We start from the raw sequence: 25,997 nt of genomic DNA, 5'->3' as shown, positions 1-25,997 counted from the left end.
TTGCGACCGCCATCCGTCGCTTTTTGACCGACAAGTCGAAGTGCCGATGTTAGGTCGGGTTCATGACGACCATTTTGCAGACCTCTACACCCTATGATCCTTTGAAACCCCGCCCGCTGCCGGGTATTCAGCCCGCCAGTATGGAAACTTGGTTGCATCAGGACGAAGCATTCGCGGCCCAGATGCAATATCGGGAAGCATTGTTGAAAGAGCGTCGCGCCGATGTTCTTGCGCTGGCGCCCGAAGCCGAACCAGCCGCACAAGAAGTCTTGGACCTGGTGTTGCAATATGCGTATCCCGGATGCTCAGACCTCGTCACGAGAGCAGATGGGCAGAAGGTCCAGATTGATCGGCAGGCCCCAATGGAAACCCTTTGCAGACTGGTGCAGGAGGATATCTGTATCTTGCAAAAGCAAGGGGACGAACATGTTTTGACTGGCGCGGTTTTGTGTTTTCCAGCCAGTTGGCGACTGTCAGAAAAATTCATGCGTCCCCTGATCGACATCCATGTACCGGTCAACAGCTACGACGAAAGCATCGCGCGCCGTGTCCAGCGGTTGTTTGATGGAATTCAGCCCGATAAGCCGCTCTGGCGGTTTAATGCGCTGTGGTATGAGGATGCCGATCTGCATCAGCCTCGAAGCGCAACAGAACCGCGCCAGGTCAGTTCACCCGGAGCCGCGTGCTATTTGCGCAGCGAGAGGCAAACATTGTTGCGGCTGCCGAAAACGCGGGCTGTGGTTTTTTCGATCCACACCTATGTTCTTGAGGCTGGAAGCCTTCGCCAAAAAGAAAACCCCACCTGACGGCGGGGCTTCCTAGGAGGGTCTTATTGGAATTGGTCTACATGCCTAAAGCAGTTGCCACACCCGCAAAGGCACCGCTGGTGCTGAGCGCTGATATTGCAACTGAATAGGCAAGTACCTGAGTATTCAGGCGGAAATCTTCACCTCGGATCAGGTTGACGGCAGCCATCGAGGCCGCGATCGGGACCGACACGCTGGCCACGGCCCCCGTAAGTCCCCAACTGGTAAGTCGCAGGATATCACTGGGTTTCTCGTGGTCGAGGGGGGGAGTGTCGGTCCGATCATCCGGTTTCTGCTCGATCGGTTCTGTCCGAAAAGCAATGCTAAGCAACTGCTCGTCTGACAGCTGGATTGGCCGCGCATGTGAGGTCTGCGTTTTGTTTCTTAGCTCATCCAGATCTTCTGTCTCCGTTAATTCAAGACCTGCAAACGGCCCGGAAACGGATTCGAAAATTTGTTTTCTGTCCCGCTGTTTAACGGGCGCCAGAGTGTCAAAGGCACTCATGAATTGTTCCATGGTCAGGACTGTATTCGGAGACAGCCATTCCACGCGCTGAGTCGCACAGATATCAACCATGCGATACAGGATCACAACAAGCATAAGCTCCGAGATCTCGCTGTCGTCCAGCAAGGCGGATACAGGGGTAATTGTGACCGTCAACCGGTTTTCGGGCAGGGTCACCCGGGGTTTCGAGACGGTTCTCAGACCGGCCGCACGGTCCCGCCGTTCAAACCGGTCTTCTGTTTCAGCCAGTTGGGTATCCAGCGTAAGGCGCACAAGGTACTGACTTGAGACGATGCTCGCCTCGGTCGTGTTCAGGATCGTTTTGCGCTCAACAAGATGGCCGTAATCTTCCAGGGTCGCCGCCACGATGGCACCAAACCGCTCGATCGCGCCATTGGTCTTGCCTGTGAACTGCAGGCCGCCGTGATAGCTGTGCTTCGGAGTCACTGCGCATTCCTTTGTGCATTCCGTCAGATGACTCAAATTATCAACAGATAAGGGAAAGAATTGGGCGGAAATGGAAAAAAATGAGAAATCGGCAAGATTGATTACGCATTGGAAACCTAGGCATTTTAAGGGCTATTTAGCGTCTGTGGCGACAATGTGTCTGAATTGCGGTCGCCCTACAGGACAGACCGACACAATCATCCGTCGATTCGAGCAGCCATTATTGCGATGGATTCTTGGTACACCGTCGCGGCATTCCACTGTTGAATGACCGCAAAATTCGGTTGGCCCGGTTGATATCCGCGTCCGGGCTTCCAGCCCTTTTTACGCAGGAAATTAGCGGTCGAGGCCAGCGCATCGGTCATATTGTAGAAATCGACCTGACCGTCACCCGTGGCATCCACACCGTATTCCAGGGCATTGCCCGGCAGAAACTGTGTATGTCCCAGTTCTCCGTGTTTGGCACCAACGGTGTTGGTCGTAATGCTGCCTTGATCGACCAGTTTCAGTGCTCCAATGGCGTGAGGGACAAAGAACTCGGATCGGCGACAATCGTAAGCCAAAGTGGTTATTGCTGACACAACCTGACTGTCGCCCATGAAATTCCCAAATCCTGTTTCCATTCCGTGGATAGCGATCAGGACGCCTGCTGGTACCCCATACTGACGCTCAAGCGTCGCATAGAACTGAGGGTTCCTTGCTTTGCGCTTGCGGCCTTGTGCAACGATAGTATCCGCGCCGCGTATCTGCATGAATTTGTCCAGCGAGTATTTAAAACTCTTTTGGTTTCTGTCCGCAGCAATGGTTCGGGTGGCATATTGGCTTTGGCTCAGCGCCTGCAATCCCTTCTTTTTTACTCCCGCGCGCTGGGCCTGCTTCGCGAAATCCCGCTTCCAGGTCTCAAATCCATTCCCGGTGTTGCCACAGGGGGCCGCTGCCGCAAAGCCAGGTAGAGAAATTGCCAAAATAAGAGCAAGCCGAAGCATCTTGTAATCCGATCCAATGAAATGACAGGGGCAGCCTAGGCAGGGAAGCCGCACACGAAAAGGGGTTAATAAAGGTCGAGTTCCCCGGTGCCCTTCAGGCTATCAAACCATTCATCCGGCGTTTTGTCGATTTTGGCGTGCTTGACCATCATGGCGTTCATATTGGGAAGCCCTGATGAATCTGGCCAGTTTTCAGGTTGCCACAGATCCGACCGGATGACGCATTTAGGGCAATGTGCAAAAGCGGTCTCGATATGAATCATAAGGGCTAGCTTAGGCGCGCGATTATTCACTGCCATACTGTTCAGCAAGTCCTGGTCAATACATATGCGCGCGGTTCCTCGGATGCGCAAAGTCTCCAACTTGCCAGGCACTAGGAAGATCACACTAACACGCGGGTCCTGTATTATATTGTGAAACGTGTCAGTCCGCTTGTTGCCTGGGCGGTCGGGAATGGCGATCAGAGTGTCTGAGATCACCCGAACAAACCCTTCGGGATCCCCACGAGGAGAGATATCCAGATAACCACCCGGATTGGCCGAAGCTATCAGGCAGAAGGTCGACTTGGCGATAAAGTCGCGACACATGTCGTCCAGCGCGGCTTGTTCCTTGGCGATGATCTGGGGAAGGGGCGCGCCGGTGATGCGTTCCAGTTCCTCTTTCGAAGTGACGAAATCCGAGAACGGGGCGAATGCGGTTTCGGCTGACATGCGATCTCTCCTAACCGGGGTAATGGCAAGTGTGAAAGATCGGGCCAAACGAAACAAGGGGCGCCTGATGGACGCCCCTATAGAATTTTCGTCGAAAATGCTGGATTAGCAGCTGTAATACATGCCGTATTCAACCGGATGCGGCGTGTGTTCGTAGGTTTCGACTTCGTCCATCTTCAGTGCGATGTAGCCGTCGATCTGGTCTTTAGTGAACACGTCGCCCTGCAGCAGGAAGTCGTGATCCGATGCCAGGGCTTCCAGAGCTTCACGCAGTGAACCGCAAACCGTCGGGATGTCGGCCAGCTCTTCGGCCGGCAGATCGTACAGGTTCTTGTCCATGGCTTCACCCGGATCGATCTTGTTCTTGATGCCGTCGAGACCAGCCATCAGCAGCGCGGCAAACGCCAGGTAGGGGTTTGCGGCCGGATCAGGGAAGCGGGCTTCGACGCGCTTGGCTTTCGGGCTTTCGGTCCATGGAATACGGACACAACCCGAACGGTTACGAGCCGAGTAAGCACGCAGGACGGGGGCTTCAAATCCGGGGATCAGTCGCTTGTAGCTGTTGGTCGCCGGGTTGGTGAAGGCATTCAATGTCTTGGCGTGCTTCAGGATACCACCGATGAAGAACAGTGCCTCGTCCGACAGATCAGCATACTTGTCGCCAGCAAACAGAGGCTTGCCGTCCTTCCAGATCGACATGTTCACATGCATGCCGGTACCGTTGTCGCCTGCGATTGGCTTCGGCATGAAGGTCGCCGATTTGCCGTATGCATGCGCCACGTTGTGGATGATGTATTTGAACTTCTGCAGCTCATCTGCCTGTTTGGTCAGGCTGTCAAAGATCAGGCCAAGCTCGTGCTGGCACGACGCAACCTCGTGGTGATGCTTGTCGACCTTCATGCCCAGACGCTTCATGGTCGACAGCATTTCCGAACGCAGATCCTGGGCTTCGTCGATCGGGTTGACCGGGAAGTAACCGCCCTTAACGCCCGGGCGGTGGCCCATGTTGCCCATCTCGTATTCGGTGTCGGTGTTCCAGGACGCATCAGTTGCATCAACTTCGTAGGATACTTTGTTGATGCTGTTGGAAAAACGCACATCGTCGAACAGGAAGAATTCTGCCTCTGGGCCCATATAGGCCACGTCGCCGATACCGGTTGCCTTCAAGTAGGCTTCGGCTTTCTGGGCGGTGCCGCGCGGGTCACGCTCATAAGCTTCGCCGGTGTCGGGCTCGACAACTGAGCAATGCACGCAGATGGTTTTCTCTGCGTAGAACGGATCGACATAGGCGCTGTTGGTATCGACCATCAGTTTCATGTCCGAGGCTTCGATGGACTTCCAGCCAGCGATGGAAGAGCCATCGAACATGAAGCCTTCTTCAAGGAAGTCTTCATCTACCTGATCGGCCACCAGGGTGACGTGCTGCAGTTTGCCGCGCGGGTCAGTGAAGCGGACGTCGACATACTCGGCGCCTTCGTCCTTGATTAGCTGAAGAACTGCGTCCTTGCTCATTCTCTTGATTCCTCTGAATTGAAGATTTGGTCTTGTTACAGTGCGTCCGAACCGGTTTCGCCGGTACGGATGCGAATTGCTTGTTCGACGGGTGAGACAAAGATCTTGCCGTCGCCGATCTTGTCGGTTTTGGCGGCGGAAACGATGGCTTCGATGGCGGCATCGACCAGATCGTCGTCCAGCACAACCTCGACCTTCACCTTGGGCAGAAAGTCGACCACATATTCCGCGCCGCGGTAAAGTTCAGTGTGACCTTTCTGACGGCCAAACCCCTTGACCTCGATCACGCTGAGGCCCTGGACTCCGACGTCCTGCAGCGCCTCTTTCACTTCGTCCAGTTTGAACGGCTTGATGATCGCTTCGATCTTCTTCATACCGGGCTCCCTTTAACTCTTGTCAGGATGGCACTGACCACGTCTAAGATCGGGCGGCAATGTGAATGAGAAAATGGCGATGCCAGGTTGCATGGAAATTGGATGGCCGGTGAAATTTTGAACAGTTTGCACAAAAAATAGTCAAAATAGAATCGCACGAGGGTTCAGCATGACAGATTTACTGACTGCAGCACAGATGCGGGCGATCGAACAAGCGGCCATTGAGTCCGGTGAGGTGACCGGTCTTGAGCTGATGGAACGGGCTGGGCAGGGTGTTGTCGAGGCGATTTTCGAGGAGTGGCCAGAGTTGAACAGGCGAGGGGCCCGCCCCTCGCGTTCTCTGAGGTATCCGGGGCCAGATGAAGAGGATCCGTTGCGGGCAGTTGTCTTGTGTGGGCCAGGAAACAACGGCGGGGACGGGTTCGTCGTGGCCAGGCTTTTGCGGGAGCAAGGGTGGGAAGTCGCGGTGTTTCTGTATGGCGACCTAGAGAAGCTGCCGCCGGATGCGCGGGTGAATTATGAGCGGTGGCAGGAGTTGGGGGAAGTTATACCGCTGACTGAAAAGGACATGCGCAAGGGTGGTTCTGCCGATCTTTACGTTGATGCTCTGTTTGGGACGGGGCTGAAGCGCGGCTTGGACGGAGAATTGTTCAAGGTCGTTCGGCATCTTTCTGGTGTGAACGGGGACCACTATACCGACCGCCTGGTCAGCATAGATGCCCCATCCGGCTTGTGTTTGGACAGCGGGCGGGTGTTGCATCAAGAGCCATTGAACCTATGGCCTCGCGAATTTTTGGACGGTGTACCCGCAGAGATGCGAAACAAGGTAGCTCCTGCGGGCGGCGCGCGTGCTTTGCATGACCGTTTTGCTTGGTTGACAGTGTGTTTTGACAGCCCAAAGCCTGGGCATTTTCTGGCGCAAGGACCGGATTTGTGCGGCAAGCTTGTTGTGAAAGACATCGGTATTTCCACGCAGCGTTGCCGCTTTAACGGTGAACCATACGACAGTGCGTTCACATTAGGTCCCAAGCCTTTTCGCAGGGCGAGCCGACCTGCTTTTCTAACCCTTGCCGAAGCACCTGGCCGCGTGAAGGACGAGCGAACATGGGTTGGGTTGCCGCTTTATCGCTTGCCCAAATTCAAACAACAACACAAGTATTCCCATGGACATGCGCTGATCCTGTCCGGTGGTTCTGGCAAGACCGGCGCGGCGCGATTGGCGGCGCGGGGTGCTTTGCGGATTGGGGCCGGGTTGGTGACATTGGGTGTTCCTCCGGCGGCACAGATGGAAGTTGCGGCGCAGGTAACCGCGATCATGTTGCGGCGGGTTGAAGATGATAATGCACTGTCGGAAACCCTTGAAGATGAGCGCTTGAATGCTTTGTGTCTTGGCCCCGGTTTAGGTCTGGAGCGAGCACGGCATTTGGTGCCTGTTGCCTTGGCCTCAAAACGAGCGACAGTTTTGGATGCGGGCGCACTGACGGCGTTTGCAGACGACCCGCTGACGTTGTTCGACATGCTGCATGACGGTTGCGTGTTGACCCCGCACGGGGGCGAGTTCGCGCGGCTGTTCCCGGATATCTCGGAAAAGTTGAAGGCGGTTCCCACCAAAGGCCCGGCCTACTCTAAGGTTGACGCCACCCGAGAGGCTGCCAGGCGGGCAGGGTGCGTGGTTCTGTTCAAGGGACCCGATACCGTGATTGCGGATCCGAACGGCCGATGCTCAGTGAATTCGGCCGTTTATGAACGTGCGGCGCCCTGGTTGGCGACAGCCGGGGCCGGCGACGTGTTGGCGGGGTTTATCACCGGGTTGCTGGCGCGGCGGTTCTCGCCTTTGCAGGCCGCGGAAACTGCGGCATGGCTGCATGTGGAATGTGCGCGATCCTTCGGGCCGGGGTTGATCGCTGAAGATTTGCCCGAACAGTTGCCACGGGTTTTGCGGGAAGTAGGTCCTTAATCGCCTCGGCGAAAATCCGCCGCTGCAGTATTCGATGTCCCAAAATGAGCGTATGGTGAAATTCAGGTCAGGCGTCAGTATTGCGGCAAGCGGTCTGGGTGACTTGGATGACATATATTCTATCGTTTTGAAGTAGATCAAATTAACACCCTTCAGCTGCGGTTATATTCGCACAAGATGCGCGAGCTGAATGGGCCCGAGACAGGGGATCATAGAGAAATCGCGCACAAGCGAGCAGTGCCCGTAAATGGATCCATTATGGTGAATGACTATGACCCAGAAAGTATCGATAAGCACGATTGCGACTTGTCTGACCGCTGCATCGGCCATCCCAGCAGCGGCGGAGCTTAGATATAACAACAACAGCGGCGGTTATGTTGAGCTGTATGGCCAGTTCAACCCCGTAATTGTCTCAGTTGACGACGGGGATGAGACGGAAACCCGTTTGCTGGACAATGATCTGTCCAACAGCCGGGTAGGGCTGTTTTTGATGCAACCCTACGGTAGCAATGAGTTTACCTTCCGTTTCGAATCCGGTCTGGGCCTGCCGAGCACGGGGAGCGCCAACCAGGATGGGACAAATGCCGATGGTTGGAACCGTGAAGATATTCGGCACGTCGATTTTGCGTTGAAGGGCGGCTATGGTAAATTTTCTGCCGGGCAGGGCAGCATGGCCTCGGACGGGGCGGCAGAATCCGATCTGTCCTATGTTGGTACCGCGCTCTATTCCTTTACCAACGATGAGAACGGCGCATTTTTCTACCGTGAGGCTGATGGTATGCTCAGCGGCATTACCGTTGGTGACACCTCTGATAACTTCGATGGATCACGGCGCGGGCGCATTCGCTATGACACGCCGGATTTCAATGGGTTTTCAGCAGCCATAGCCTATGGTCAAAACATCCTGTCCAGCAGCGATGACGATGATTACTACGATGTGTCGGTGTCCTATGGAAATACCTTATCCAACGGGGTGGAGATTGCTGCATCCCTCGCCTACGCCGTGCGCGATTACGATAGCGGATCCGGGGAGAGAAAAGACACAATCGGGTCCGCCTCGGTTCTGCTGCCCAGTGGTTTCAGCGTAACCGCAGCTTTGGGTACAAGAGATGACACTCCCAGCGGTGCCAGTGACCCGAATTATTGGTATGCGAAGCTTGCGTATGAAGACGATTGGGTGTCATGGGGTAAGACTGGTATCGGCATCGACTATTTCGACGGATCTGATTTCTCGATCGACGGCTCAAGTACGAAGGCCTGGGGTATTGCTGTCGTACAGCGCATCGACAGTATCAATACCGATGCCTATTTGAAATACCGTAACCATGATTTCGATGACACCACGAGTTTCGATGACAACGAGGCTTGGGTGCTGGGTGCGCGCTGGAAGTTCTGATCCCGCGAACAATTCCTCAAGAACGCTCCGGCCAGGTCCGGGGCGCTTTTTTGGTCAAATCGGCGGCAAAACAAGGCTGATCCGGGCTTTGCCCCTTGCACGCGGGCGGCTGGGCAAATAGAAGGCCTCAAATTTGCCCGGCGCGCCGTTTTGCGCGCCCCGAATCCTATGGGGACTACCATAATGCAGGTTACCGAGACGCTGAACGTAGGTCTGAAACGCGGCTATAACATTGTCGTATCCGCAGCTGAGCTGGACGACAAAGTTAACGAGAAACTGGTCGAAGCACAGCCTGAAGTCGAGATGAAGGGCTTCCGCAAAGGCAAGGTACCGATGGCACTGTTGAAAAAGCAGTTCGGTCAGCGTCTGCTTGGCGAGGCGATGCAAGAAAGCATCGACGGTGCAATGAACCAGCATTTCGAAGACAGCGGTGAGCGTCCGGCACTTCAGCCTCAGGTGAAGATGACCAATGAGGATTGGAAAGAAGGCGACGACGTACATGTCGAGATGTCTTATGAGGCCCTGCCTGCCATCCCTGAGGTCGACCTGAAATCGGTTGAATTGGAAAAGCTGGTTGTCAAAGCCGATGACGCGGCCGTTGAAGAAGCTCTGGGCAACCTGGCCGAAACTGCGCAGGATTTCAAATCCCGCCGCAAAGGCTCGAAAGCCAAGGACGGCGACCAAATTGTGTTTGATTTTGTTGGCAAAGTTGATGGCGAAGAGTTCGAGGGCGGATCCGCTGAAGACTATCCGTTGGTTTTGGGCTCCAACAGCTTCATCCCCGGTTTTGAAGAGCAGCTGGTTGGCGTAAAGGCCGAGGAAGAAAAAGACGTAAACGTCACTTTCCCCGAAGAGTACGGTGCCGAGCATCTGGCCGGCAAAGATGCTGTGTTTACCTGCACCGTCAAGGATGTGAAAGAACCCGTCGCCGCCGAGATCAACGACGAGCTGGCCACCAAATTTGGTGCAGAAGACTTGGAAGCGCTGAAAGGCCAGATTTCAGAACGTCTGGAAGCGGAATATAGCGGTGCTTCGCGGGCGGTTATGAAGCGTGCTCTGTTGGACGCATTGGACGTGAAGGTTTCGTTTGATCTGCCACCGTCGCTGGTAGATGCCGAGGCCAAGCAGATCGCACACCAGCTGTGGCACGAAGAAAACCCGGAAGTGGAAGGCCACGACCACGATGAGATCGAGCCGACCGACGAGCACAACAAGCTGGCCGAACGCCGCGTGCGTTTGGGCCTGTTGCTTGCCGAACTGGGCCAGAAGGCCGAAGTTGAAGTCACCGATGCAGAGATGACCCAAGCGATCATGAACCAGGCGCGCCAATACCCTGGTCAGGAACGCCAGTTCTTTGAGTTCGTGCAGCAGAACGCTCAGATGCAGCAGCAACTGCGCGCGCCGATCTTCGAAGACAAAGTCATCGACTATATCGTCGAGCTGGCCCAGGTTGCGGATAAAGAAGTCAGCAAAGACGACCTGCAGAAAGCCGTAGAGGCATTGGAAGAGGAGTAATCCTCTTCTGCCCATAGAATTCTTATGGGCACAAAAAACGGAGCCGTCTGAAAAAGACGGCTCCGTGTGGGTGGCTTTATGCTTATGAGGTGAGGGGGTCAGGCCTCATGAGCAAAAGCACGGGGGGTCCTTAGCAGAGCAGTTTTCTGCTCTGGGGTGAACCGATCCGAAACTGCTTCGATCAGGTTCAATACAGCTTCGACTTCGGCTTTTGTGGTTGCCGAATTCATCTGTTCGACAAAGTATTTTTCCATCTGGCTTAGTGGTTGGTGGTCGTAATTCGCCACACCTGTATCTGCCGGTGTTTTGTTTCTGGTATACAGATCTATTGCCTGCTCGTCCGTCAGGAATACATCGTGAGCGATGTTCGCATATTCCCGAATTCCGGAAATTCTCTCATCTGAGCAGTCCATCAAAGCGGCCATGGCGACGACTTTACCCATAGGCTTAGCGCTACCGAGGTAGTCATAAGGCGCGTTACCGGACCTTTGCAGAACGCGGTTCATAACTGGATCAATCACCGCGATCGAGTCAAGAACGCCAGCCGCTTTGGCATATTCGAAAGAGCCAATCATAACTTCGCTGGTCACATAGGATACAGAGTTTTCACCGCGTCCTCGGCCCAGTTTTTTAGTATCGACACAGAACCGGGTGGCTTCCCAGACTTGCGCGCTCCGAATTGGAGGTTCTCCATCCAGGATCGAATGGAAAACATCGGACAGCATATGCGGTCCTTTGGTTTGCAGTAGTCTCATGCACCCGACAACGTCCCCCTCGTCGTCGATGCTGACTACATGTGCTGGATGCAGATCATCGAAGTGGTCGCGCTCGCGCCCATCCTCAATATTGACCTCCCAACCAAGGCGATCGCCGAAAACACGAGCGCGCAGTTTGAACATGTCATCCAAGACATCTTTGAACTTATGTTGATTAATACCATCAATAACGATGATCATTTCCATCCCCCTACAGTCTGGTTACCGTAGGGTTTAGGTTAACCAAGAAATAAGCGCAGACTATTAGGGATTTCCCGTAGAAGTGCTTTTTTTTTGATTAACCAGGGGCAATTAGGCCCAGGCCGATCGCACGACCAATAGCCTGTGAGGTGGTCAGTGCGCCCAACTTTTCACGCCCGGACCGCATATGAACTTCGACGGTACGGTGTGAAATAGACAAAATATCACCGATATCTTGTTGCGACTTTCCATCAGCTACCCATTGGAGGATTTCCTGTTCGCGTGTGGACAGTGTGGGCAGGTAAAGAGCTTTGGCCAGCAAGCCGGATTGCATAACAGTATCGTGGGCTTGAACGGCAGCAAGTTGCAGATCACCCATGACATGTTTCTTTAGCTTATCCCATTCGGAATCCGAACAGTCCCGGGTAACGTTTAACAGTCCGCATTCACCATAAGGTCCACGAACGGGAACTGTTAACCCCCTGGAACTAATGCCAAAATCATGGGCGTCACGGAATACCGCGTTGAACTTCTCGTCCTGATCAAAGCGTCCCCAATCAACGGGTGCAATGCTTAGGACAGATTGATAAAGCGTCGGATCGAAGTGATGAAAGCCTTGGCTGCCATAGTGGATTTTCCACTCATCTGGATAGTTTGCATAGCCCTGCACATCACCTTTCACAGGGTTAAAGGTGGCATAAGACGCATAGTCGAAGCCAAGCTCTTCGCAGACGGCGTTTATAACGTCAGCGGCCGACTTCTCTGTGTGGTCGACCGCGGCCAAATCTATAAGTTTCACCTGTCCAACCCTTGTGGCGGCATATCTCTCCCCCAAGACATGCCAGACTTGTCCTTAGGGGTATACGTTGCGTCAACCACAGGGCATTGTGCAAGCAAATTGTTCGCCTTGTGTAGTCATATTGCGATGTAATGGCAACAGAATGGTCCGAAACAGCATGTCTCAGATGATTCGTTTGGGGGTAAATCCGGTTATTCTGGACGTAACCCTGTTTCGACCAGCATCCCACGCGCCTTTGCTTCGGGATAGAACCCTTTTGCGTAAAGGAATATGGCGCGTTGCTGGTCCCCGTCGGACAATAGCCAAGCGCCCCGTAGATATTTCCCGGCAAATTCGAGATTTGTGTCTGCATCCAAAAGGCCTTTGGCGTTTCCAGTATATCCCATTGAACGAGCTGTGGCCGGCAGGATTTGCAGCAAGCCATAATAAGGCCGATTCACAGCCCAAGGTCGGTGAGTGCTTTCGCGAATTGCTAGCTTGTGCACCAGTTCGCGCGGCACTTCGTAGTGGTCGGCCCATTTGTTTATGGAGGCCCGCAGTTCCGGTGTTTCGTTGGGATAGAGCGGAGGATCAAACGTGTTCTGGGTTGGGGTATCGGGCCCTCCGCACGCCGCAAAGGGTGCAATTATCAATAATGCCAATACACTGCGGCGCAGAAGAAATGTCATTGATCGTCTCCGAATAATTATTATGCGATGATAGGAAACCTATTGATGACCGCAAGCAAAGGCCGGGGCCCAAGCTGGATTTCGCCGGGCGGAGGCATAAAAAAGGCCGCACAGATCGTGCGGCCTTTCTTGTTCAATTCGAAACCCGAGGATCAGGCTTTGGCTTCGTCTTCTTCGGCCGAAGCATCCTGAGCAACCAGATCGTCGTCGTCGGAAGCGGCGGAACCGATATCGTCGAACAGCTCGGCGATTTCGAATTCTGCGGCGGCTTCTTCTTCGGCGGCCAGTTCCTGAATCGATTTGCCCGATGCCTGTAGTTCGGCTTCTTCTTGCGAACGAGCAACGTTCATTTCGATTTTCACTTCAACCTCGGGGTGCAGTTTAACTGCGACTGTGTGCAGACCCAGGTCCTTGATCGGTGCAATCAAGGCAATCTGCTTCTTGTCGACAGTGAAACCTGCTTCGGTTGCGGCGTCTGCGGCGTCACGCGGGGTGACCGATCCGTACAGTGCGCCGGCATCCGAGGCCGAGCGAATCACGATGAATTGCTGTCCGTCCAGCTTCTCAGCCAGCGCTTCAGATTCTTTCTTGGATTCCAGGTTGCGGGCTTCAAGCTGCGCTTTCTGGGCTTCGAACGACGCGATGTTGGCGTCCGATGCGCTCAGCGCTTTGCCCTGAGGCAACAGGAAGTTGCGGGCATAACCGGACTTGACGTCAACGACGTCGCCCATCTGACCCAGTTTCGCAACGCGTTCCAGCAGGATAACTTGCATGTCAGTATCTCCTTACTTAACGGCGTAGGGCAGCAGGGCGAGGAAGCGGGCGCGCTTGATAGCACGGGCCAGTTCACGCTGCTTTTTCGCCGAAACGGCGGTGATGCGCGAAGGTACAATCTTGCCACGCTCAGAGATGTAACGCTGCAGCAGACGAGTGTCTTTATAGTCGATCTTCGGCGCGTTCTCACCCGAGAACGGGCAGACCTTGCGGCGGCGGAAAAATGGTTTTGCGGCCATGGTTTAGTGTCCTTTCTTCAGGCGTTAATCAACGGCGCTCGCGGCGGCCTTCGCGCTCGTCGCGCTTCTGCATCTGGACCGAAGGGCCCTCGTTGTGCTCGTCGACCTTGATGGTCAGAACGCGCATAACGTCGTCGTGCAGGCGCATCAGGCGTTCCATTTCCTGAACGGCGCCAGCGGGAGCGTCGGTCTTGAGGAAGGAATAGTGACCCTTGCGGTTCTTGTTGATCTTGTAGGCCATCGTCTTGACACCCCAGTACTCGCTGTCGATGACGTTGCCGCCATTGTCAGCCAGAACGGTGCCGAAATGCTCGACGAGGCTTTCTGCCTGCGCGTTGGACAAATCCTGACGCGCGATCATTACATGCTCATATAGTGGCATGTGCACTCCTGTTTCTATCAAGGCGCATTTCATAGGCGGGGCCGTTTCGTCCTTCGCGACCCTGCCACGAGAGGCTGCGCGATTCATGTCGTTTGCGAAGGATGGCCCGATATACACGTTTGTACGCTGGGGGCAAGGCCTGCCACAGATGCCTTTGTGAAGTCGCGCTATTTCCTCTGCGCTGCCCAATTCCTGACGCTTTTCGGCTCAAAGTTGTTTTGTATACCGGAAATTAACCGGACTGACAAAAGTTGGAACGGCAACCTGAGAAACAGGGTACTGAAAATGACCGCGATTAACACAAATACCTTCGAGAAATCCGCCACAGGCGTAAGTTTTGAAAAGTCAGTGCCGGTGCTCATTAGCTTTGCACCAAATTGGAAAGCTCGGATGGTTCTGGCCCGTCTGGCCGGTGCGCTACTGATAGTTTCTGCCTTTTCCATGTGGTTGATGCCCAGCACGGCAATGGCCACCGAAGTCTGGCCGATCAAATTGGCGGCCTCGCTGATGTTCCTTCTGGTAGGTGTCAGCCTTCTGACCATCGAAGTTCTGGACGCGCGTCCTGATGCGTATTTTGACCCGATCCGCCGCGAGGTCCGGGTATTGCAAAAGAATGAAAATGGCCGCCCGCAGACAGTTTTGCGCCGGAGCTATGACAGCCTGGGTGGTGCCCGTTTCATTGAAGACCAGATCGAGTTGTTCGATGTGGATGGCAGCCTGTTGATGAAATTGCCGCTTGAATCGGCGGATGTCAGCCGAGCGCTCAAAGGTCAACTTAGCGGAAGTGTAACAATTTTCGCCTGAGTTTTATTCTGTTCAATTAAGAACAGATATTGTGAAATAATATTACTTGTGTGCTGCCCTAGGGCAGCACATTTTCGTTGTCGAGCAACCCAAGAGGTTTGCATCTACAAAATTGCGGAGATTATCATGAAATCCACCCTTCTTGCAGCAGCGCTCGCGGTTTCGGCCACAACGGCATTTGCCGGCGCCGAAAAATACGTTCTGGACTCCAGCCACAGCCAAGTTCTTTTCAGCTATAACCACCTTGGCTTCTCGACCACCCATGGCATGTTCTCGGGGTTTGAAGGCGAGATCATGTTCGATCAGGAAAACCCGGCTGCATCCAGTGTTACAGTATCCATGCCAGTGGTCGAGATGATTACCGGTTGGAAGCCACGTGAAGACCACTTTATGTCCGAGGATTTCTTTGGTGTGACCGAAGGAGAAATGGTGACCTTTACCTCTACTGGTATCGAAGTCACGGGCGAAAACACTGCCAACATCACTGGCGATCTGACTATGAACGGCGTGACCAAATCGGTTGTTCTGGATGCCAAGCTGAACCAGGTGGGTGAACATCCTATGGCAGGAAAGCCCTGGGCCGGTTTCGACGCAACCACCACCTTAGTGCGTAGTGAGTTCGACCTTGGTCAGTTTGCGCCATTCGTAAGCGACGAAGTTGAACTTCAGATTTCAGTCGAAGCCCAGAAGGCCGACTAGTACCATTACAACGAGTTGAAACGAGGCCGCCGGAGTAACCCTTCGGCGGCCCATTTTCTTAGTTGCCACGTTTTGCTGTAAGATTAACTGATACTGTAACAACAAAACCCAGCGAATCCTCGGTCGACTGCGAAGTGCCGATGTCGAAATCCAGCCGGTTCAGTTCAAGCTGTCCTGAAATAGCTGCGCTGTCACCCTGAAGGTCGAGGGTAAATGGCAACACTACGTCCACACTCTTGTCGCGAATGGTCAACGCGCCGCGCGCTTCGTACCCGTCCTCAGTTTTGAAGAGATCAGCTTTGAATTGAGCGGTTGGAAATTGCGCACTGTCGAAGAAATCAGCACCCATTGCCTGATCTGTGACTGTCCCGAGCTTGAGCGATGTTATCGCGATTGTGACATCTGCTGATCCTGCTAGGCCCGGCATGGGTGGATCTTCGAAAGCGATTGCAGCGGTCCAATCGGAAAAGCTGCCGGTTACCGGGCTGCCCAGCTGGGTGATGGTAATGCTTAGATTGCCTTCCTGGACGTTCCAGTCGGACTGCACCTGGGTCAGTTCTGCGACCTCTGTGCCAGCTGTAGATTGGTGGTCAAACGCGCCGATTGACCATCCTCCGACCAGAACGGCACCCCAAATGGCCAAAGAGGCCAATGCGGGGGTCATTGAATGGCTTTGCTCTGGCGGTTCCGGTGCATCCGAGGCGCCCGGCATCATTCGGCGCAGCGTGCTGTCTTTATCGATAATGTGGTGTTTTAGCGCCCCGGCGACGTGCAGCGCGACTGAACCGGCCAGTGTCCAGACGAACAGCCAATGCAGGCTTCCGGTCAGCTCTGCCAGATACTCGGATTTTGGTACAAGGGGTAGGCCCTGCCCGAAGGGCCACAAAATCGGAGCGAAACCTTCGGCGGCAGCGTGATGGGTCCACCCGGTTAGTGGGGCCAGAACCAAAGATGCGTAAAGCAGCCAATGCACGGTTTCAGCTGCAAAGGCCTCGGGCTTGTTCTCGGCGTTCAATAGACCGGGTTTGGTCTGCGCTATCGCCCACATGATACGCGCGAGCGCGACAAAGAAAACAGTGACCCCGACGGTTTTATGGAGAGAAAAAAGGCTGGCGGCGCGTGCAATGTCATCTTCGGTTGTGGCTATGGCCGGATCATAAATCGCATGGGCCAATCCGTTGGCGACCCACCCCAGAGGGAATGCGGTGAAGATAAGTAACGCTGTCAGCCAGTGAAAAGTCTTGGTTACGCTTCCATAGCTTGAGAAGGTGTTTGACGAAGGCATCTGAGGCTCCGGAAGGTGGATCGTATGCAACAACCTACCGCTACAAGCCTAGGACACAATAGCAAGGGATGCACAGAGCCGGTGCCAAAGTGCAGAGATCAGGCAAAGCTTGTGCCGCGCGGTCTGTCGGTTTACACCCCGCGGCAACCTAACGTCATCCAAGAGGTTGCAATGACACGCGCATTTGTTTTCCCGGGGCAAGGTGCCCAGACTATCGGTATGGGCAAGGCTCTGGCCGAGGCCTATCCGGCTGCACAGGCTGTATTCGACGAGGTGGACGAGGCGCTTGGGGAAAAGCTGAGCGATCTGATCTGGGAAGGTGATATTGCGGACCTGACCCTAACCCAGAACGCGCAGCCAGCGCTAATGGCGACCTCGATGGCTGCGATGCGAGCCCTGGAGGCCAATGGGATTTCGATTGCGGATGCTGGTTTTGTCGCTGGGCATTCGCTGGGGGAGTACTCCGCGCTCGCTGCGGCAGGGGCATTGTCGGTCGCTGATACGGCACGCCTTTTGCGCACCCGCGGGCAAGCGATGCAGAGTGCGGTTCCCGTTGGAGAGGGCGCAATGGCCGCTATTCTTGGATTGGATCTTGATGCTGTGCGCGCTGTTGCAGACCAAGCTGCGCAGGGTCAAGTTTGTCAGGCTGCCAATGACAATGATCCCACACAAGTCGTGGTATCAGGCGCAAAGGCTGCTGTGGAACGCGCCGCAGAAATCGCCAAAGAAAAAGGAGCCAAGCGCGCGGTCATGTTGCCCGTCAGCGCACCTTTCCACTGTGCATTGATGCAACCTGCCGCTGATGTCATGGCCGAAGCCCTGGCGAATGTCGAAATCAAAGCTCCTGCCGTGCCATTGGTTGCCAATGTGCGGGCCGAGGCTGTCACAGATCCCGATCTGATCCGTGGGTTGCTGATCGAGCAGGTCACAGGTTCGGTTCGCTGGCGCGAAAGCGTACTGTACATGGTTGCGCAAGGCGTGAGTGAAACTTGGGAAATCGGGGCGGGCAAGGCTCTGTCCGGTATGATTCGCAAAATTGACCGTGCGATCGTTGGTAAAGCTGTCGGTACGCCTGATGACGTGCAGAATGTGACTCAGGCCGAATCGTAAGACACCGAGCATCAAGAGGAAAACCGAATGTTTGATTTGACAGGTAAGAATGCACTGATCACCGGTGCATCGGGCGGGATCGGTGGCGAAATTGCGCGAAGTTTGCATGCGGCCGGTGCAACTGTGGCTTTGTCTGGAACGCGAGTTGAGCCGCTACAGGCTCTGGCCGACGAATTGGGTGAACGCGCCCATGTTCTGCCCTGCAACCTGAGTGATGCCGAGGCGGTGACAGCCCTTCCGAAGCAGGCTGCTGAGGCAATGGGATCGGTTGATATTCTGGTGAATAATGCCGGGATCACGCGAGACAATCTGTTCATGCGCATGTCCGATGAAGAATGGCAGAGCGTGATCGACGTCAACCTGACATCTACTGCCCGTCTGTGCAAAGGCGTTTTGAGGGGCATGATGAAAGCGCGCTGGGGCCGGATCATTAATATCTCATCGGTGGTGGGTGCGACAGGGAACCCGGGACAGGCCAACTATGCTGCATCCAAAGCAGGCATGGTGGGCATGACCAAATCGTTGGCCTATGAGGTTGCCAGCCGTGGAATCACCGCCAATGCGGTGGCACCCGGTTTCATTACGACTGCGATGACCGACAAACTGACCGAGGATCAGAAATCTGGGATTTTGACGCAGGTTCCTGCCGGTCGTATGGGTGACCCCTCGGAAATTGCTGCGGCTGTGCTGTATCTTGCAAGTGCCGAAGCCGGATATGTTACCGGAACCACCTTGCATGTGAACGGCGGTATGGCCATGTTGTGAGCGCGGATCGAGGTGGGCGCGAAAGCGTTTGCCTCGGGCGTTGTCTGTGTTATAGGCGGCGCACATATGCAGGGGCTGGCCGGATGGTCAACCTTCTACTTACCCGGTAATCGGGGACCTAAACCGCCCAGAACGGGCACATCAAGGCCAGCCTGAGCGGGCAAGGGCAGAACCGGGCACTATGCCCTGAAATGAAATGAGGAATAGACATGAGCGACGTCGCAGATCGCGTTAAAAAGATCGTTGTTGAGCACTTGGGTGTTGAAGAAGATAAAGTGACCGAAAACGCGTCCTTCATCGACGATCTGGGTGCAGACAGCCTGGACACTGTTGAGCTGGTTATGGCCTTCGAAGAAGAGTTCGGCATCGAGATTCCTGATGACGCAGCCGAAACCATCCAAACTTTTGGCGACGCCGTCAAATTCATCTCTGAAGCGTCTTAAGACCTTCTTTATCCGCTAAAACGGCGCTTCCGGGCAACGGAGGCGCCGTTTTTTTTGCCCAGCCGGAATTCGCGCTTGCCAGATAGCTATTGACCCGCAACCATTTACGCGAGGCAGGAAATTCTGAGCGGGCAGGGCATGCTACGATCCACCCCGATGATAAATACGGCACGTCTGATGCTTTGCGCTATGCGTCCCGACGACTTTAGTCGTTACGCTGAGATTTGGCGGAACCCTTGTGTTGTGCGCCATCTTGGCCGGGAACCGCTATCGCGGGGCGAAGCGTGGGAATCCTTTCTGAGGAATGCCGGCCACTGGCAGATGGCCGGTTTTGGCCAATGGGCCGTCTTTCGACAGTCGAATCGTCAGATGATAGGTCAAGCTGGCTTTTTCTATCGTAACCGAGGGTTAGGCGACGACTTCGACAGCTTTCCCGAGGCCGGATGGCTATTGGCACCAGAAGCCCAGGGGCAGGGATTTGGTTTTGAAGCGGCACAGGCCGCACATGATTGGTTTGACAGAATAATGCCTGGACCACTGGTTTCCCTGATTGATGCTGAAAACCACGCGTCGCAGAATCTGGCGGCAAAGCTGGGTTATGAGCTCATGGCCGAGCGCGACTATATGGGAAGTCAGGTGAACCTGCTGAAAAGAAACGGGCCGCCCAAACTGGCTTAACCTTTCTCCTTGATCGTGCCGCAAATTGCCTTTGGTTTGCCGAAACTGGAAATTCTCGCCGATAGAGTTGAGGGTATGGTATCCTCTATTGACGTTGCGATTGAGCGGAGGAGCAAGCTCATGAGGATTTACCCTACGATGGAACTGCAGAACGGCCGCTGTGTCACACTGGACAAGGGTCGTCTGGATGAGGCCATGATTTGGCACGTGAATCCCGCAGAAACGGCACGCAGTTGGGCCGATGCTGGAGCCGAGTGGATGCACTTGACCGATTTTGACGCGATTGAAGGGCGCGATACCAATTCGGAGATGGTTGAAGAGATCATCCGTTCTGCCGAAATCCCTGTGCAGTTGGCAGGTGGTATGAGAACGCGCGAGCAAGTCGAGCACTGGATTGACAAGGGCGCAGGCCGGATTGTTATCGGCACTTTGGCTGCGTGGGATCCAAATCTGGTGAAAGAATTGGCCAAACTCTATCCGGACCAAATCGTTCTGGCCGTAGACGTTTGGCAAGGCTTAGTGATGACCGACGGTTGGCGTAGTCAAAGTGCGTTTACACCAGAGGCCTTTATCGAAGCGTTTTCAGAGACGCCGTTTGCGGCAATTCTGGTCACTGATATCGATAGCGACATGGAAGACGTTGAGGCACAGCTGGGCCTGATCTCGGGGCTGGCAGAGACATCTCGCACACCGATCATCGCAAGCGGTGTGGTCCGCACGACAGATGATATCTCGCGGTTGGCTTATATCCCGAATATTTCGGGCGCCTTGGTTGGCCGCGCGCTGTTCAGAAAGACGCTCGAGCTTTCAGATGCGCTGAATGTTGCCAGCACAGCGCACGAACCGGTTGCGGCGTTTCAGTAAGATTTCTTCCAAAACAACAGGTTCCGCCCTTTCACGTCCAGTGAAAGGGCGGGCTTTCATCTGGCCAGGAGCCGCATTGCAAGAGTGTATACTGTAGGTGTTCCGCTCAATCTGCTTGTGTGATGATTGCGCCTTGCTCTTGCCCCCGCACCCCGGCCCGGGGTATGAGCGTTTCTCAAACAGGAAGCAGGCAAGAGGCATTTTATGCGCAGAGTCGTTGTAACCGGTCTTGGGTTGGTCACTCCATTGGCCAGCGGGGTCGAGGAAACATGGTCGCGGTTGCTGGATGGGGAATCCGGTGCAGGCCCGATCACGCAATTTGATGCTGAGGCAAGTGGGGTCACCACAACGTATGCCTGCGAAGTTCCGCGAGGCGACGGCACCGACGGGACATTCAATCCTGACGACTGGATGCCGCCGAAAGAGCAGCGCAAGATCGAAGACTTCATTCTGTACTCGATTGCAGCTGCTGAAATGGCCTGCAAGGATTCCGACTGGCTGCCCGAGGATGAAGAGGCGCGCTTGCGCACCGGCGTTCTTATCGGTTCAGGTATCGGTGGGCTGGGCTCCATTGCAGCAACGGCTAACCTGATCCGCGACAAGGGCCCTCGACGGGTGTCGCCATTCTTTATTCCAGGCGCGCTGATTAACCTGGCCTCGGGTCAGGTGTCGATCCGCCATGGATTCAAAGGCCCGAACCATTCGGTTGTGACTGCATGTTCGACCGGTGCTCACGCTATTGGTGACGCAAGCCGCATTATCCGTGCCGGTGACGCTGACGTAATGGTTGCCGGTGGTGGCGAAGGGTGCATTTGCGAAATCGGTATCGCTGGATTCAACGCTTGCAAGGCGCTGTCGACCAAATACGCGGATAACCCCAAAGCAGCCAGCCGCCCCTATGACGTCGACCGAGACGGTTTTGTCATGGGTGAAGGTTCGGGCATCGTTGTTCTGGAAGAGTACGAGCACGCAAAAGCGCGTGGCGCGAAAATCTATGCCGAAGTTCTGGGCTATGGCATGTCCGGTGATGCCTATCATATCACCGCACCCAGTGAGGACGGCGATGGCGCAGAGCGTTCTATGAACGCAGCGCTACGCAGCGCGGGGCTGGAGCCGAAGGACCTAGACTATATTAACGCGCATGGCACATCGACCATGGCCGATACCATTGAATTGGGTGCGGTCGAGCGTCTCCTGGGCGAGCATTCGGCGAATGTAACGATGAGTTCGACCAAATCGGCCACGGGCCATCTGTTGGGCGCTGCAGGCGCGATCGAAGCCATTTTCTCGATCCTCGCAATCCGCGATCAGGTTGCGCCACCGACGATCAATTTGGACAACCCAGCGGTCGAGACCCAGATTGATCTGGCTCCGAATGCTAAGCGTGAGCGCAAGATTGATGTGGCGTTGTCAAACTCGTTTGGATTTGGCGGCACCAATGCAAGTGTGATCTTCGGAAAGGCCAGCTAAATGTGGCGCGCTTTGGCCTCCAACATGCTGACCATCCTGGTGGTCGGCCTGTTTCTTGCCGGTGGACTGATTTTGTGGGGGCAGGCGCGATACAAGAATGCGGGCCCTCTGGAAGCTGCGATGTGTTTGCAGGTCGAACGTGGCTCGAACATGACGCAGGTCAGCCGACAGCTGGAGGATCAGGGCGCGATCAGCAGCGCTACGATATTCCGTATGGCGGCGGATTATACCGACAAGGCACCTCAGCTGAAGGCAGGCAGCTTTCTGGTCCGCGAGGGTGCTTCGATGGAGCAGATCATTGATGAGATTACGCGGAGCGGGGCCAGTACCTGCGGATCCGAGATTGAGTACCGGATCGGTGTAACCCGCATACAAACCCGTGTACGCGAATTGAACCCCGCAACATTGGACTTCGATGAAATCGCATCGTTCGATGTAGCGGAAGAAGAAATACCCGCGGCTTATACCCAAAAGCGCGAAGACTCAGACACACGGTACCGGGTCTCGATTGCTGAAGGTGTTACATCCTGGCAGGTGGTCGAGGGTCTTAAGCAGATCGACGCGTTGACGGGAGATATCCCTGAAATACCGGCCGAAGGGGCGCTGGCACCGGACAGCTATGACATTGTGCGAGGTGCCGATCGGGCGGCAATCCTGCAGTCGATGCAGGATAAGCAGCAACTGCGCATTAACGCCGCCTGGGAAGGGCGGCAGGATGATTTGCCAATCAATACCCCCGAAGAGATGCTGATTTTGGCGTCAATCATCGAAAAGGAAACTGGTGTTCCGCATGAGCGTGGACAGGTTGCCAGCGTATTTGTAAACCGGCTTGAGCGAGGCATGAAGCTGCAGACGGACCCGACTGTAATCTATGGTGTCACCAAGGGGCAGGGCGCGTTGGGACGAGGCCTGCGCCGCAGCGAACTGCGCCGTGCAACGCCTTGGAACACTTATGTGATTGATGGGCTCCCGCCAACACCTATCGCAAATCCTGGTCTTGCAAGTCTTGAAGCCGCAGTTTCGCCCGAAGCGACTGATTTTGTTTTCTTTGTTGCAGATGGCACCGGCGGACATGCTTTTGCCGAGACACTGGATGAGCATAATCGAAACGTCGCCAAATGGCGTGAGATTGAGGCCGAGCGCCAAAGCACCGGAAACTAAAAAAGGCGCCGCGAATAGCGGCGCCTTTTAGATTTAGGCGGCGGAGGATCGACGCGGTCGCCGACGTTTTGGGCCTCCGGGATTGCCCGACTTGTTAGCTGCTTGCGGCTTTGGACCACGGCGACGGAACCCTCCGCCTTTCCGCGATTTTGCGGGTTCGGCGAACTCGGGCATTGTGCCGCTGGCGACCGGAACCTCAATTTTCATCAGTTTCTGAATCTGCTTCAGTTGATCCAGTTCATCCGGTGCACAGAAAGCGATCGCTTCGCCTTCGCGACCGGCACGGGCGGTTCGGCCAATGCGGTGGACGTAGTTATCCGGCACTTCGGGTAGGTCGTAGTTGATGACATAGGCAACGCCCGGGATGTCGATGCCGCGAGCGGCCACGTCTGTTGCCACCAAGACATTTATCTCGCCTGCGCGGAAAGCTTTGATCGCCCGGTCACGCTGTCCCTGACTTTTGTTGCCATGGATCGAGGCGGCGTTGAAGCCGTCGGCTACGAGGCCCTTCATCAGCTTCTCGGCGCCATGTTTTGTGCGCGAAAACACCAGCGTCAGAGCTTCTTTATCCGCAGATAAAATCTCCCGCAGTTTGCTCGGTTTTTCCGCGCGGCTCAGGAAATGAACCGATTGGGTGATCTTGTCGGCGGCTTTACCCGGAGGGGACACTTGAATGCGTTGCGGGTTTGTCAGGTAGGCCTGGCTGAGTTCTTCCATCTGCTTGGGCATAGTGGCAGAGAACAGCATCGTTTGGCGGGGCGTGCCCAACTGCGGTGCAATCCGGCGCAGAGCATGAATAAAGCCCATGTCCAGCATCTGATCGGCTTCGTCCAGTACCAGATGACGTACCGAGCCGAGGTCGACCGCTCTGCGTTCCATCAGGTCGATCAAACGACCAGGGGTGGCAACCAGAATGTCTGTGCCGCGTGCCAGAAACGAAATCTGCCTACTGATGGACTGACCGCCAACAACTGTCGCCACACGCAGCTTCGTATTCGTGGTCAAATTGCGCAGGCTATCTGCGATTTGGTTGACCAGTTCACGGGTCGGGGCAAGGATCAGAGCCTTGGCGGTTTTCGGCGCAGGCTTGCCGGTCTGAGCCAGCAGGTGGTCGATCAGAGGTAGGCCAAAAGCCAGCGTCTTGCCGGTGCCGGTCTGGGCAAGGCCCAGAATATCGTGCCCCTGCAATGCCATGGGGATTGCCTGGTTCTGAATCGGAGTGGGTTGTGAAAAATTGGCGCGTTTCAAAGCGTCGTTCAGGGCCGGGGCCAGGCCCAGCATATCAAAGTCGAACAAATATCATTCCTTTTTTGCCCCTGGTGAATGCATCACCACGGACGACATAAATCAGCAGCGCAATATGCGATGCCAACAGGGTTACGCTAAGACTCTGGATGCACAGGCGTTTCCTGCGGCATCCGGCCGTTGCATTCAGAACCCTGCGTGAAGGGGAACTATGGGGTGAATCGAGCGCTGTGGAGCAGGTCGGACCTGCCAATGCTCACGCGTCAGCGCTTTGTTAAGGCGCTCATGCAGGTTGCGGGGCGGAATGTCAAGCTGTGCGTTATAGATCACATCCGGCGAAAAGGATCGTTGTGGGCTGTCTGCAACCTTTAAGCAGTGAGATTGACCGCCTGGTTGATCGCAAAACCTGTTCTTACAGCTCGATATGTAGGGAAGGGCATCCGCGCGGCAGTTTCAATGTCCCGGCGGATCCAGTCGAGCGCCTCTAGCTGTTGAAGGGACGACGACAGCGCCCGATCCGTGATCGATACTAAATCCGATTTGATGGCGGAAAAGCGGTGCGGAGTGCCGGTGAGTGCCAGGATCGGGACGGTCCAGGATTTACGGACGAGCTTGAACTTGGTGTCATCCGGAACGGCGTTTACGATTGCGCTGGCCATACTGGCGGCTTCGATCCCCGGCAGGGTTAATCGGAATTCAGGGCGCAATGGGTGCCCGTGGCCCGGATTCCTTTCGATCAGGTCAAGGCGTATGAGATGGTCCAGGCTTGCCGCGAAGGCAGTTCTTCCTGCGCTGGTGGCAGCAAGCAGAGCGGCCTGCCTGCCAGGAGTGCCGGAATGCATGAGTGCCAGAATATTCAGCGACCAAGCTCGGGAGGTCAGCTTGACAAGCAAATTAATGTCCATAAAGTATAGTTAATATAATTTAGCTCAAAAGGAAAGATTGATGCCCCTTGTTTCTTTGAAAAACACGATCACCCTTGCGATTTCGGTTCGGGACCGCCATGCAAGCGCCGAATGGTTCAGCGACAAATTGGGGTTTGAACTTTCCCATCACATAGATGAGGCGGGTTGGAGTGAGATGCGCACCAATGTGGATGGCGTCACATTGGGTTTAGGAGAGCAGGCCGAGCCTTCACCGGGCAATTGTGTTCCAGTGTTTGAGGTCGCCGATATCACTACCGCGCGCAGTGCGTTAGAGGATGCAGGGGTGGCATTCGACGGTGCGACGGAAACGATCGAAGGGATGGTCAGCACGGCCACGTTTTATGATCCGGATATGAATGCGCTGATGCTGGCGCAGGATTTGACTGGCAGCAGCTAAAGACTCCGGCAGGGAAGAAAATATTAACCTGCACCGCACGTTCCCTGTTGCGTGGGTGTTGCGCAAATCATTGACTTTTCGGACTTAATTTGGTACGAACTGTGTCATGCTAGAAGAAGTGGGC

28 protein-coding genes are annotated in these 25,997 nt (G+C 55.1%); 14 read left to right on the top strand and 14 right to left on the bottom strand.

What is annotated here, in order from left to right:
- The first annotated feature begins 62 nt into the window (after positions 1-62).
- Positions 63-806 (top strand): heme-dependent oxidative N-demethylase family protein, encoded by a 744-nt coding sequence (locus AC2FLE_RS06270; protein WP_496695851.1) that lies wholly within the window; start codon positions 63-65, stop codon positions 804-806.
- 37 nt (positions 807-843) lie between these two features.
- Here AC2FLE_RS06270 and AC2FLE_RS06265 read toward each other — a convergent pair whose 3' ends face one another.
- The 5 genes from AC2FLE_RS06265 to AC2FLE_RS06245 all read right to left on the bottom strand — a co-directional run bounded on the left by AC2FLE_RS06265 (position 844) and on the right by AC2FLE_RS06245 (position 5,340).
- Positions 844-1,758, bottom strand: a complete 915-nt coding sequence (locus AC2FLE_RS06265) for a hypothetical protein (RefSeq protein WP_496695849.1) — start codon at positions 1,756-1,758, stop codon at positions 844-846.
- Between the two features lie 197 nt (positions 1,759-1,955).
- Positions 1,956-2,744 carry a lytic murein transglycosylase gene (locus tag AC2FLE_RS06260; protein WP_142633122.1) on the bottom strand — a complete coding sequence of 263 codons (789 nt, stop codon included), beginning with the start codon at positions 2,742-2,744 and terminating at the stop codon, positions 1,956-1,958.
- 65 nt (positions 2,745-2,809) lie between these two features.
- Positions 2,810-3,454, bottom strand: coding sequence for an MSMEG_1061 family FMN-dependent PPOX-type flavoprotein (locus AC2FLE_RS06255; protein ID WP_496695846.1), 645 nt, complete (start codon positions 3,452-3,454; stop codon positions 2,810-2,812).
- Positions 3,455-3,559: 105 nt separating this feature from the next.
- Entirely contained in the window at positions 3,560-4,966 is a 1,407-nt protein-coding gene (gene glnA / locus AC2FLE_RS06250) for a type I glutamate--ammonia ligase (protein WP_142633127.1), read from the bottom strand.
- Positions 4,967-5,001: 35 nt separating this feature from the next.
- Positions 5,002-5,340, bottom strand: a complete 339-nt coding sequence (locus tag AC2FLE_RS06245) for a P-II family nitrogen regulator (RefSeq protein WP_142633129.1) — start codon at positions 5,338-5,340, stop codon at positions 5,002-5,004.
- Between the two features lie 169 nt (positions 5,341-5,509).
- Here AC2FLE_RS06245 and AC2FLE_RS06240 point away from each other — a divergent pair, with 169 nt between their 5' ends.
- The 3 genes from AC2FLE_RS06240 (at position 5,510) to tig (ending at position 10,208) form a co-directional block, all read left to right on the top strand.
- Entirely contained in the window at positions 5,510-7,297 is a 1,788-nt protein-coding gene (locus AC2FLE_RS06240) for an NAD(P)H-hydrate dehydratase (RefSeq protein WP_496695844.1), read from the top strand.
- A 271-nt stretch (positions 7,298-7,568) separates the two neighbouring features.
- The gene (locus AC2FLE_RS06235; protein ID WP_496695842.1) at positions 7,569-8,693 is read left to right on the top strand and encodes a porin; all 1,125 of its coding nucleotides are present in this window, start codon (positions 7,569-7,571) and stop codon (positions 8,691-8,693) included.
- Positions 8,694-8,876: 183 nt separating this feature from the next.
- Positions 8,877-10,208 (top strand): trigger factor, encoded by a 1,332-nt coding sequence (gene tig / locus AC2FLE_RS06230; protein WP_496695840.1) that lies wholly within the window; start codon positions 8,877-8,879, stop codon positions 10,206-10,208.
- A 98-nt stretch (positions 10,209-10,306) separates the two neighbouring features.
- Here the strand turns inward: tig and AC2FLE_RS06225 are convergent, their stop codons facing one another.
- The 6 genes from AC2FLE_RS06225 to rpsF all read right to left on the bottom strand — a co-directional run bounded on the left by AC2FLE_RS06225 (position 10,307) and on the right by rpsF (position 14,026).
- Entirely contained in the window at positions 10,307-11,164 is an 858-nt protein-coding gene (locus AC2FLE_RS06225; protein WP_496695839.1) for an acyl-homoserine-lactone synthase, read from the bottom strand.
- 97 nt (positions 11,165-11,261) lie between these two features.
- Positions 11,262-11,963: a helix-turn-helix transcriptional regulator gene (locus AC2FLE_RS06220; RefSeq protein ID WP_185956601.1), complete on the bottom strand. Its 702-nt coding sequence runs from the start codon at positions 11,961-11,963 to the stop codon at positions 11,262-11,264.
- A 191-nt stretch (positions 11,964-12,154) separates the two neighbouring features.
- Positions 12,155-12,631, bottom strand: a complete 477-nt coding sequence (locus AC2FLE_RS06215; RefSeq protein WP_281994455.1) for a transglycosylase SLT domain-containing protein — start codon at positions 12,629-12,631, stop codon at positions 12,155-12,157.
- 152 nt (positions 12,632-12,783) lie between these two features.
- Complete coding sequence (rplI, locus tag AC2FLE_RS06210; RefSeq protein ID WP_142633139.1) at positions 12,784-13,404, bottom strand: 50S ribosomal protein L9; 621 nt, start codon at positions 13,402-13,404, stop codon at positions 12,784-12,786.
- Between the two features lie 12 nt (positions 13,405-13,416).
- Entirely contained in the window at positions 13,417-13,644 is a 228-nt protein-coding gene (gene rpsR / locus AC2FLE_RS06205) for a 30S ribosomal protein S18 (RefSeq protein ID WP_005608650.1), read from the bottom strand.
- A 28-nt stretch (positions 13,645-13,672) separates the two neighbouring features.
- On the bottom strand, positions 13,673-14,026 hold the full coding sequence (gene rpsF / locus AC2FLE_RS06200; protein ID WP_142633142.1) for a 30S ribosomal protein S6: 354 nt from the start codon (positions 14,024-14,026) through the stop codon (positions 13,673-13,675).
- 285 nt (positions 14,027-14,311) lie between these two features.
- Here rpsF and AC2FLE_RS06195 point away from each other — a divergent pair, with 285 nt between their 5' ends.
- Both AC2FLE_RS06195 and AC2FLE_RS06190 read left to right on the top strand, forming a co-directional pair.
- Positions 14,312-14,830, top strand: coding sequence for a hypothetical protein (locus tag AC2FLE_RS06195; protein WP_496695836.1), 519 nt, complete (start codon positions 14,312-14,314; stop codon positions 14,828-14,830).
- Positions 14,831-14,956: 126 nt separating this feature from the next.
- Complete coding sequence (locus AC2FLE_RS06190) at positions 14,957-15,529, top strand: YceI family protein (protein ID WP_281971916.1); 573 nt, start codon at positions 14,957-14,959, stop codon at positions 15,527-15,529.
- 58 nt (positions 15,530-15,587) lie between these two features.
- Here the strand turns inward: AC2FLE_RS06190 and AC2FLE_RS06185 are convergent, their stop codons facing one another.
- Positions 15,588-16,814 (bottom strand): cytochrome b/b6 domain-containing protein, encoded by a 1,227-nt coding sequence (locus tag AC2FLE_RS06185; protein WP_496695834.1) that lies wholly within the window; start codon positions 16,812-16,814, stop codon positions 15,588-15,590.
- Between the two features lie 171 nt (positions 16,815-16,985).
- Here AC2FLE_RS06185 and fabD point away from each other — a divergent pair, with 171 nt between their 5' ends.
- From fabD to mltG, 7 genes are all read left to right on the top strand, one after another.
- Positions 16,986-17,924: an ACP S-malonyltransferase gene (fabD, locus tag AC2FLE_RS06180; protein ID WP_271947631.1), complete on the top strand. Its 939-nt coding sequence runs from the start codon at positions 16,986-16,988 to the stop codon at positions 17,922-17,924.
- 27 nt (positions 17,925-17,951) lie between these two features.
- Positions 17,952-18,689: a 3-oxoacyl-[acyl-carrier-protein] reductase gene (fabG, locus tag AC2FLE_RS06175; protein WP_142633152.1), complete on the top strand. Its 738-nt coding sequence runs from the start codon at positions 17,952-17,954 to the stop codon at positions 18,687-18,689.
- Positions 18,690-18,898: 209 nt separating this feature from the next.
- On the top strand, positions 18,899-19,132 hold the full coding sequence (locus AC2FLE_RS06170; RefSeq protein ID WP_005982462.1) for an acyl carrier protein: 234 nt from the start codon (positions 18,899-18,901) through the stop codon (positions 19,130-19,132).
- 138 nt (positions 19,133-19,270) lie between these two features.
- Entirely contained in the window at positions 19,271-19,810 is a 540-nt protein-coding gene (locus AC2FLE_RS06165; RefSeq protein WP_496695832.1) for a GNAT family N-acetyltransferase, read from the top strand.
- 120 nt (positions 19,811-19,930) lie between these two features.
- The gene (locus AC2FLE_RS06160; protein WP_496695830.1) at positions 19,931-20,674 is read left to right on the top strand and encodes a 1-(5-phosphoribosyl)-5-[(5-phosphoribosylamino)methylideneamino]imidazole-4-carboxamide isomerase; all 744 of its coding nucleotides are present in this window, start codon (positions 19,931-19,933) and stop codon (positions 20,672-20,674) included.
- 204 nt (positions 20,675-20,878) lie between these two features.
- Entirely contained in the window at positions 20,879-22,144 is a 1,266-nt protein-coding gene (fabF, locus tag AC2FLE_RS06155) for a beta-ketoacyl-ACP synthase II (RefSeq protein WP_496695829.1), read from the top strand.
- On the top strand, positions 22,145-23,305 hold the full coding sequence (mltG, locus tag AC2FLE_RS06150) for an endolytic transglycosylase MltG (RefSeq protein WP_496691052.1): 1,161 nt from the start codon (positions 22,145-22,147) through the stop codon (positions 23,303-23,305).
- 33 nt (positions 23,306-23,338) lie between these two features.
- Here the strand turns inward: mltG and AC2FLE_RS06145 are convergent, their stop codons facing one another.
- Together AC2FLE_RS06145 and AC2FLE_RS06140 are read right to left on the bottom strand one after the other, a co-directional pair.
- Positions 23,339-24,601: a DEAD/DEAH box helicase gene (locus AC2FLE_RS06145; RefSeq protein ID WP_142633162.1), complete on the bottom strand. Its 1,263-nt coding sequence runs from the start codon at positions 24,599-24,601 to the stop codon at positions 23,339-23,341.
- Positions 24,602-24,918: 317 nt separating this feature from the next.
- The gene (locus tag AC2FLE_RS06140) at positions 24,919-25,455 is read right to left on the bottom strand and encodes a winged helix-turn-helix transcriptional regulator (RefSeq protein WP_142633164.1); all 537 of its coding nucleotides are present in this window, start codon (positions 25,453-25,455) and stop codon (positions 24,919-24,921) included.
- Positions 25,456-25,495: 40 nt separating this feature from the next.
- Here AC2FLE_RS06140 and AC2FLE_RS06135 point away from each other — a divergent pair, with 40 nt between their 5' ends.
- Positions 25,496-25,873: a VOC family protein gene (locus tag AC2FLE_RS06135; protein ID WP_142633166.1), complete on the top strand. Its 378-nt coding sequence runs from the start codon at positions 25,496-25,498 to the stop codon at positions 25,871-25,873.
- Positions 25,874-25,997: the final 124 nt, after the last annotated feature.

The sequence above is a fragment of the Ruegeria sp. CDSA077 genome, assembly GCF_059612265.1.
The sequence above is the reverse complement of the archived record's forward strand: the minus strand, read 5'-3'. Positions and strand labels throughout refer to the sequence as shown.

Coding starts and splice junctions, on each gene's coding strand:
- AC2FLE_RS06270 (WP_496695851.1), top strand. CDS start 63: ATGACGACCATTTTGCAGACCTCTACACCCTATGATCCTTTGAAACCC.
- AC2FLE_RS06260 (WP_142633122.1), bottom strand. CDS start 2,744: ATGCTTCGGCTTGCTCTTATTTTGGCAATTTCTCTACCTGGCTTTGCG.
- AC2FLE_RS06255 (WP_496695846.1), bottom strand. CDS start 3,454: ATGTCAGCCGAAACCGCATTCGCCCCGTTCTCGGATTTCGTCACTTCG.
- glnA (WP_142633127.1), bottom strand. CDS start 4,966: ATGAGCAAGGACGCAGTTCTTCAGCTAATCAAGGACGAAGGCGCCGAG.
- AC2FLE_RS06245 (WP_142633129.1), bottom strand. CDS start 5,340: ATGAAGAAGATCGAAGCGATCATCAAGCCGTTCAAACTGGACGAAGTG.
- AC2FLE_RS06240 (WP_496695844.1), top strand. CDS start 5,510: ATGACAGATTTACTGACTGCAGCACAGATGCGGGCGATCGAACAAGCG.
- AC2FLE_RS06235 (WP_496695842.1), top strand. CDS start 7,569: ATGACCCAGAAAGTATCGATAAGCACGATTGCGACTTGTCTGACCGCT.
- tig (WP_496695840.1), top strand. CDS start 8,877: ATGCAGGTTACCGAGACGCTGAACGTAGGTCTGAAACGCGGCTATAAC.
- AC2FLE_RS06225 (WP_496695839.1), bottom strand. CDS start 11,164: ATGATCATCGTTATTGATGGTATTAATCAACATAAGTTCAAAGATGTC.
- AC2FLE_RS06215 (WP_281994455.1), bottom strand. CDS start 12,631: ATGACATTTCTTCTGCGCCGCAGTGTATTGGCATTATTGATAATTGCA.
- rplI (WP_142633139.1), bottom strand. CDS start 13,404: ATGCAAGTTATCCTGCTGGAACGCGTTGCGAAACTGGGTCAGATGGGC.
- rpsR (WP_005608650.1), bottom strand. CDS start 13,644: ATGGCCGCAAAACCATTTTTCCGCCGCCGCAAGGTCTGCCCGTTCTCG.
- rpsF (WP_142633142.1), bottom strand. CDS start 14,026: ATGCCACTATATGAGCATGTAATGATCGCGCGTCAGGATTTGTCCAAC.
- AC2FLE_RS06195 (WP_496695836.1), top strand. CDS start 14,312: ATGACCGCGATTAACACAAATACCTTCGAGAAATCCGCCACAGGCGTA.
- AC2FLE_RS06190 (WP_281971916.1), top strand. CDS start 14,957: ATGAAATCCACCCTTCTTGCAGCAGCGCTCGCGGTTTCGGCCACAACG.
- AC2FLE_RS06185 (WP_496695834.1), bottom strand. CDS start 16,814: ATGCCTTCGTCAAACACCTTCTCAAGCTATGGAAGCGTAACCAAGACT.
- fabD (WP_271947631.1), top strand. CDS start 16,986: ATGACACGCGCATTTGTTTTCCCGGGGCAAGGTGCCCAGACTATCGGT.
- fabG (WP_142633152.1), top strand. CDS start 17,952: ATGTTTGATTTGACAGGTAAGAATGCACTGATCACCGGTGCATCGGGC.
- AC2FLE_RS06170 (WP_005982462.1), top strand. CDS start 18,899: ATGAGCGACGTCGCAGATCGCGTTAAAAAGATCGTTGTTGAGCACTTG.
- AC2FLE_RS06165 (WP_496695832.1), top strand. CDS start 19,271: ATGCTACGATCCACCCCGATGATAAATACGGCACGTCTGATGCTTTGC.
- AC2FLE_RS06160 (WP_496695830.1), top strand. CDS start 19,931: ATGAGGATTTACCCTACGATGGAACTGCAGAACGGCCGCTGTGTCACA.
- fabF (WP_496695829.1), top strand. CDS start 20,879: ATGCGCAGAGTCGTTGTAACCGGTCTTGGGTTGGTCACTCCATTGGCC.
- mltG (WP_496691052.1), top strand. CDS start 22,145: ATGTGGCGCGCTTTGGCCTCCAACATGCTGACCATCCTGGTGGTCGGC.
- AC2FLE_RS06140 (WP_142633164.1), bottom strand. CDS start 25,455: ATGGACATTAATTTGCTTGTCAAGCTGACCTCCCGAGCTTGGTCGCTG.
- AC2FLE_RS06135 (WP_142633166.1), top strand. CDS start 25,496: ATGCCCCTTGTTTCTTTGAAAAACACGATCACCCTTGCGATTTCGGTT.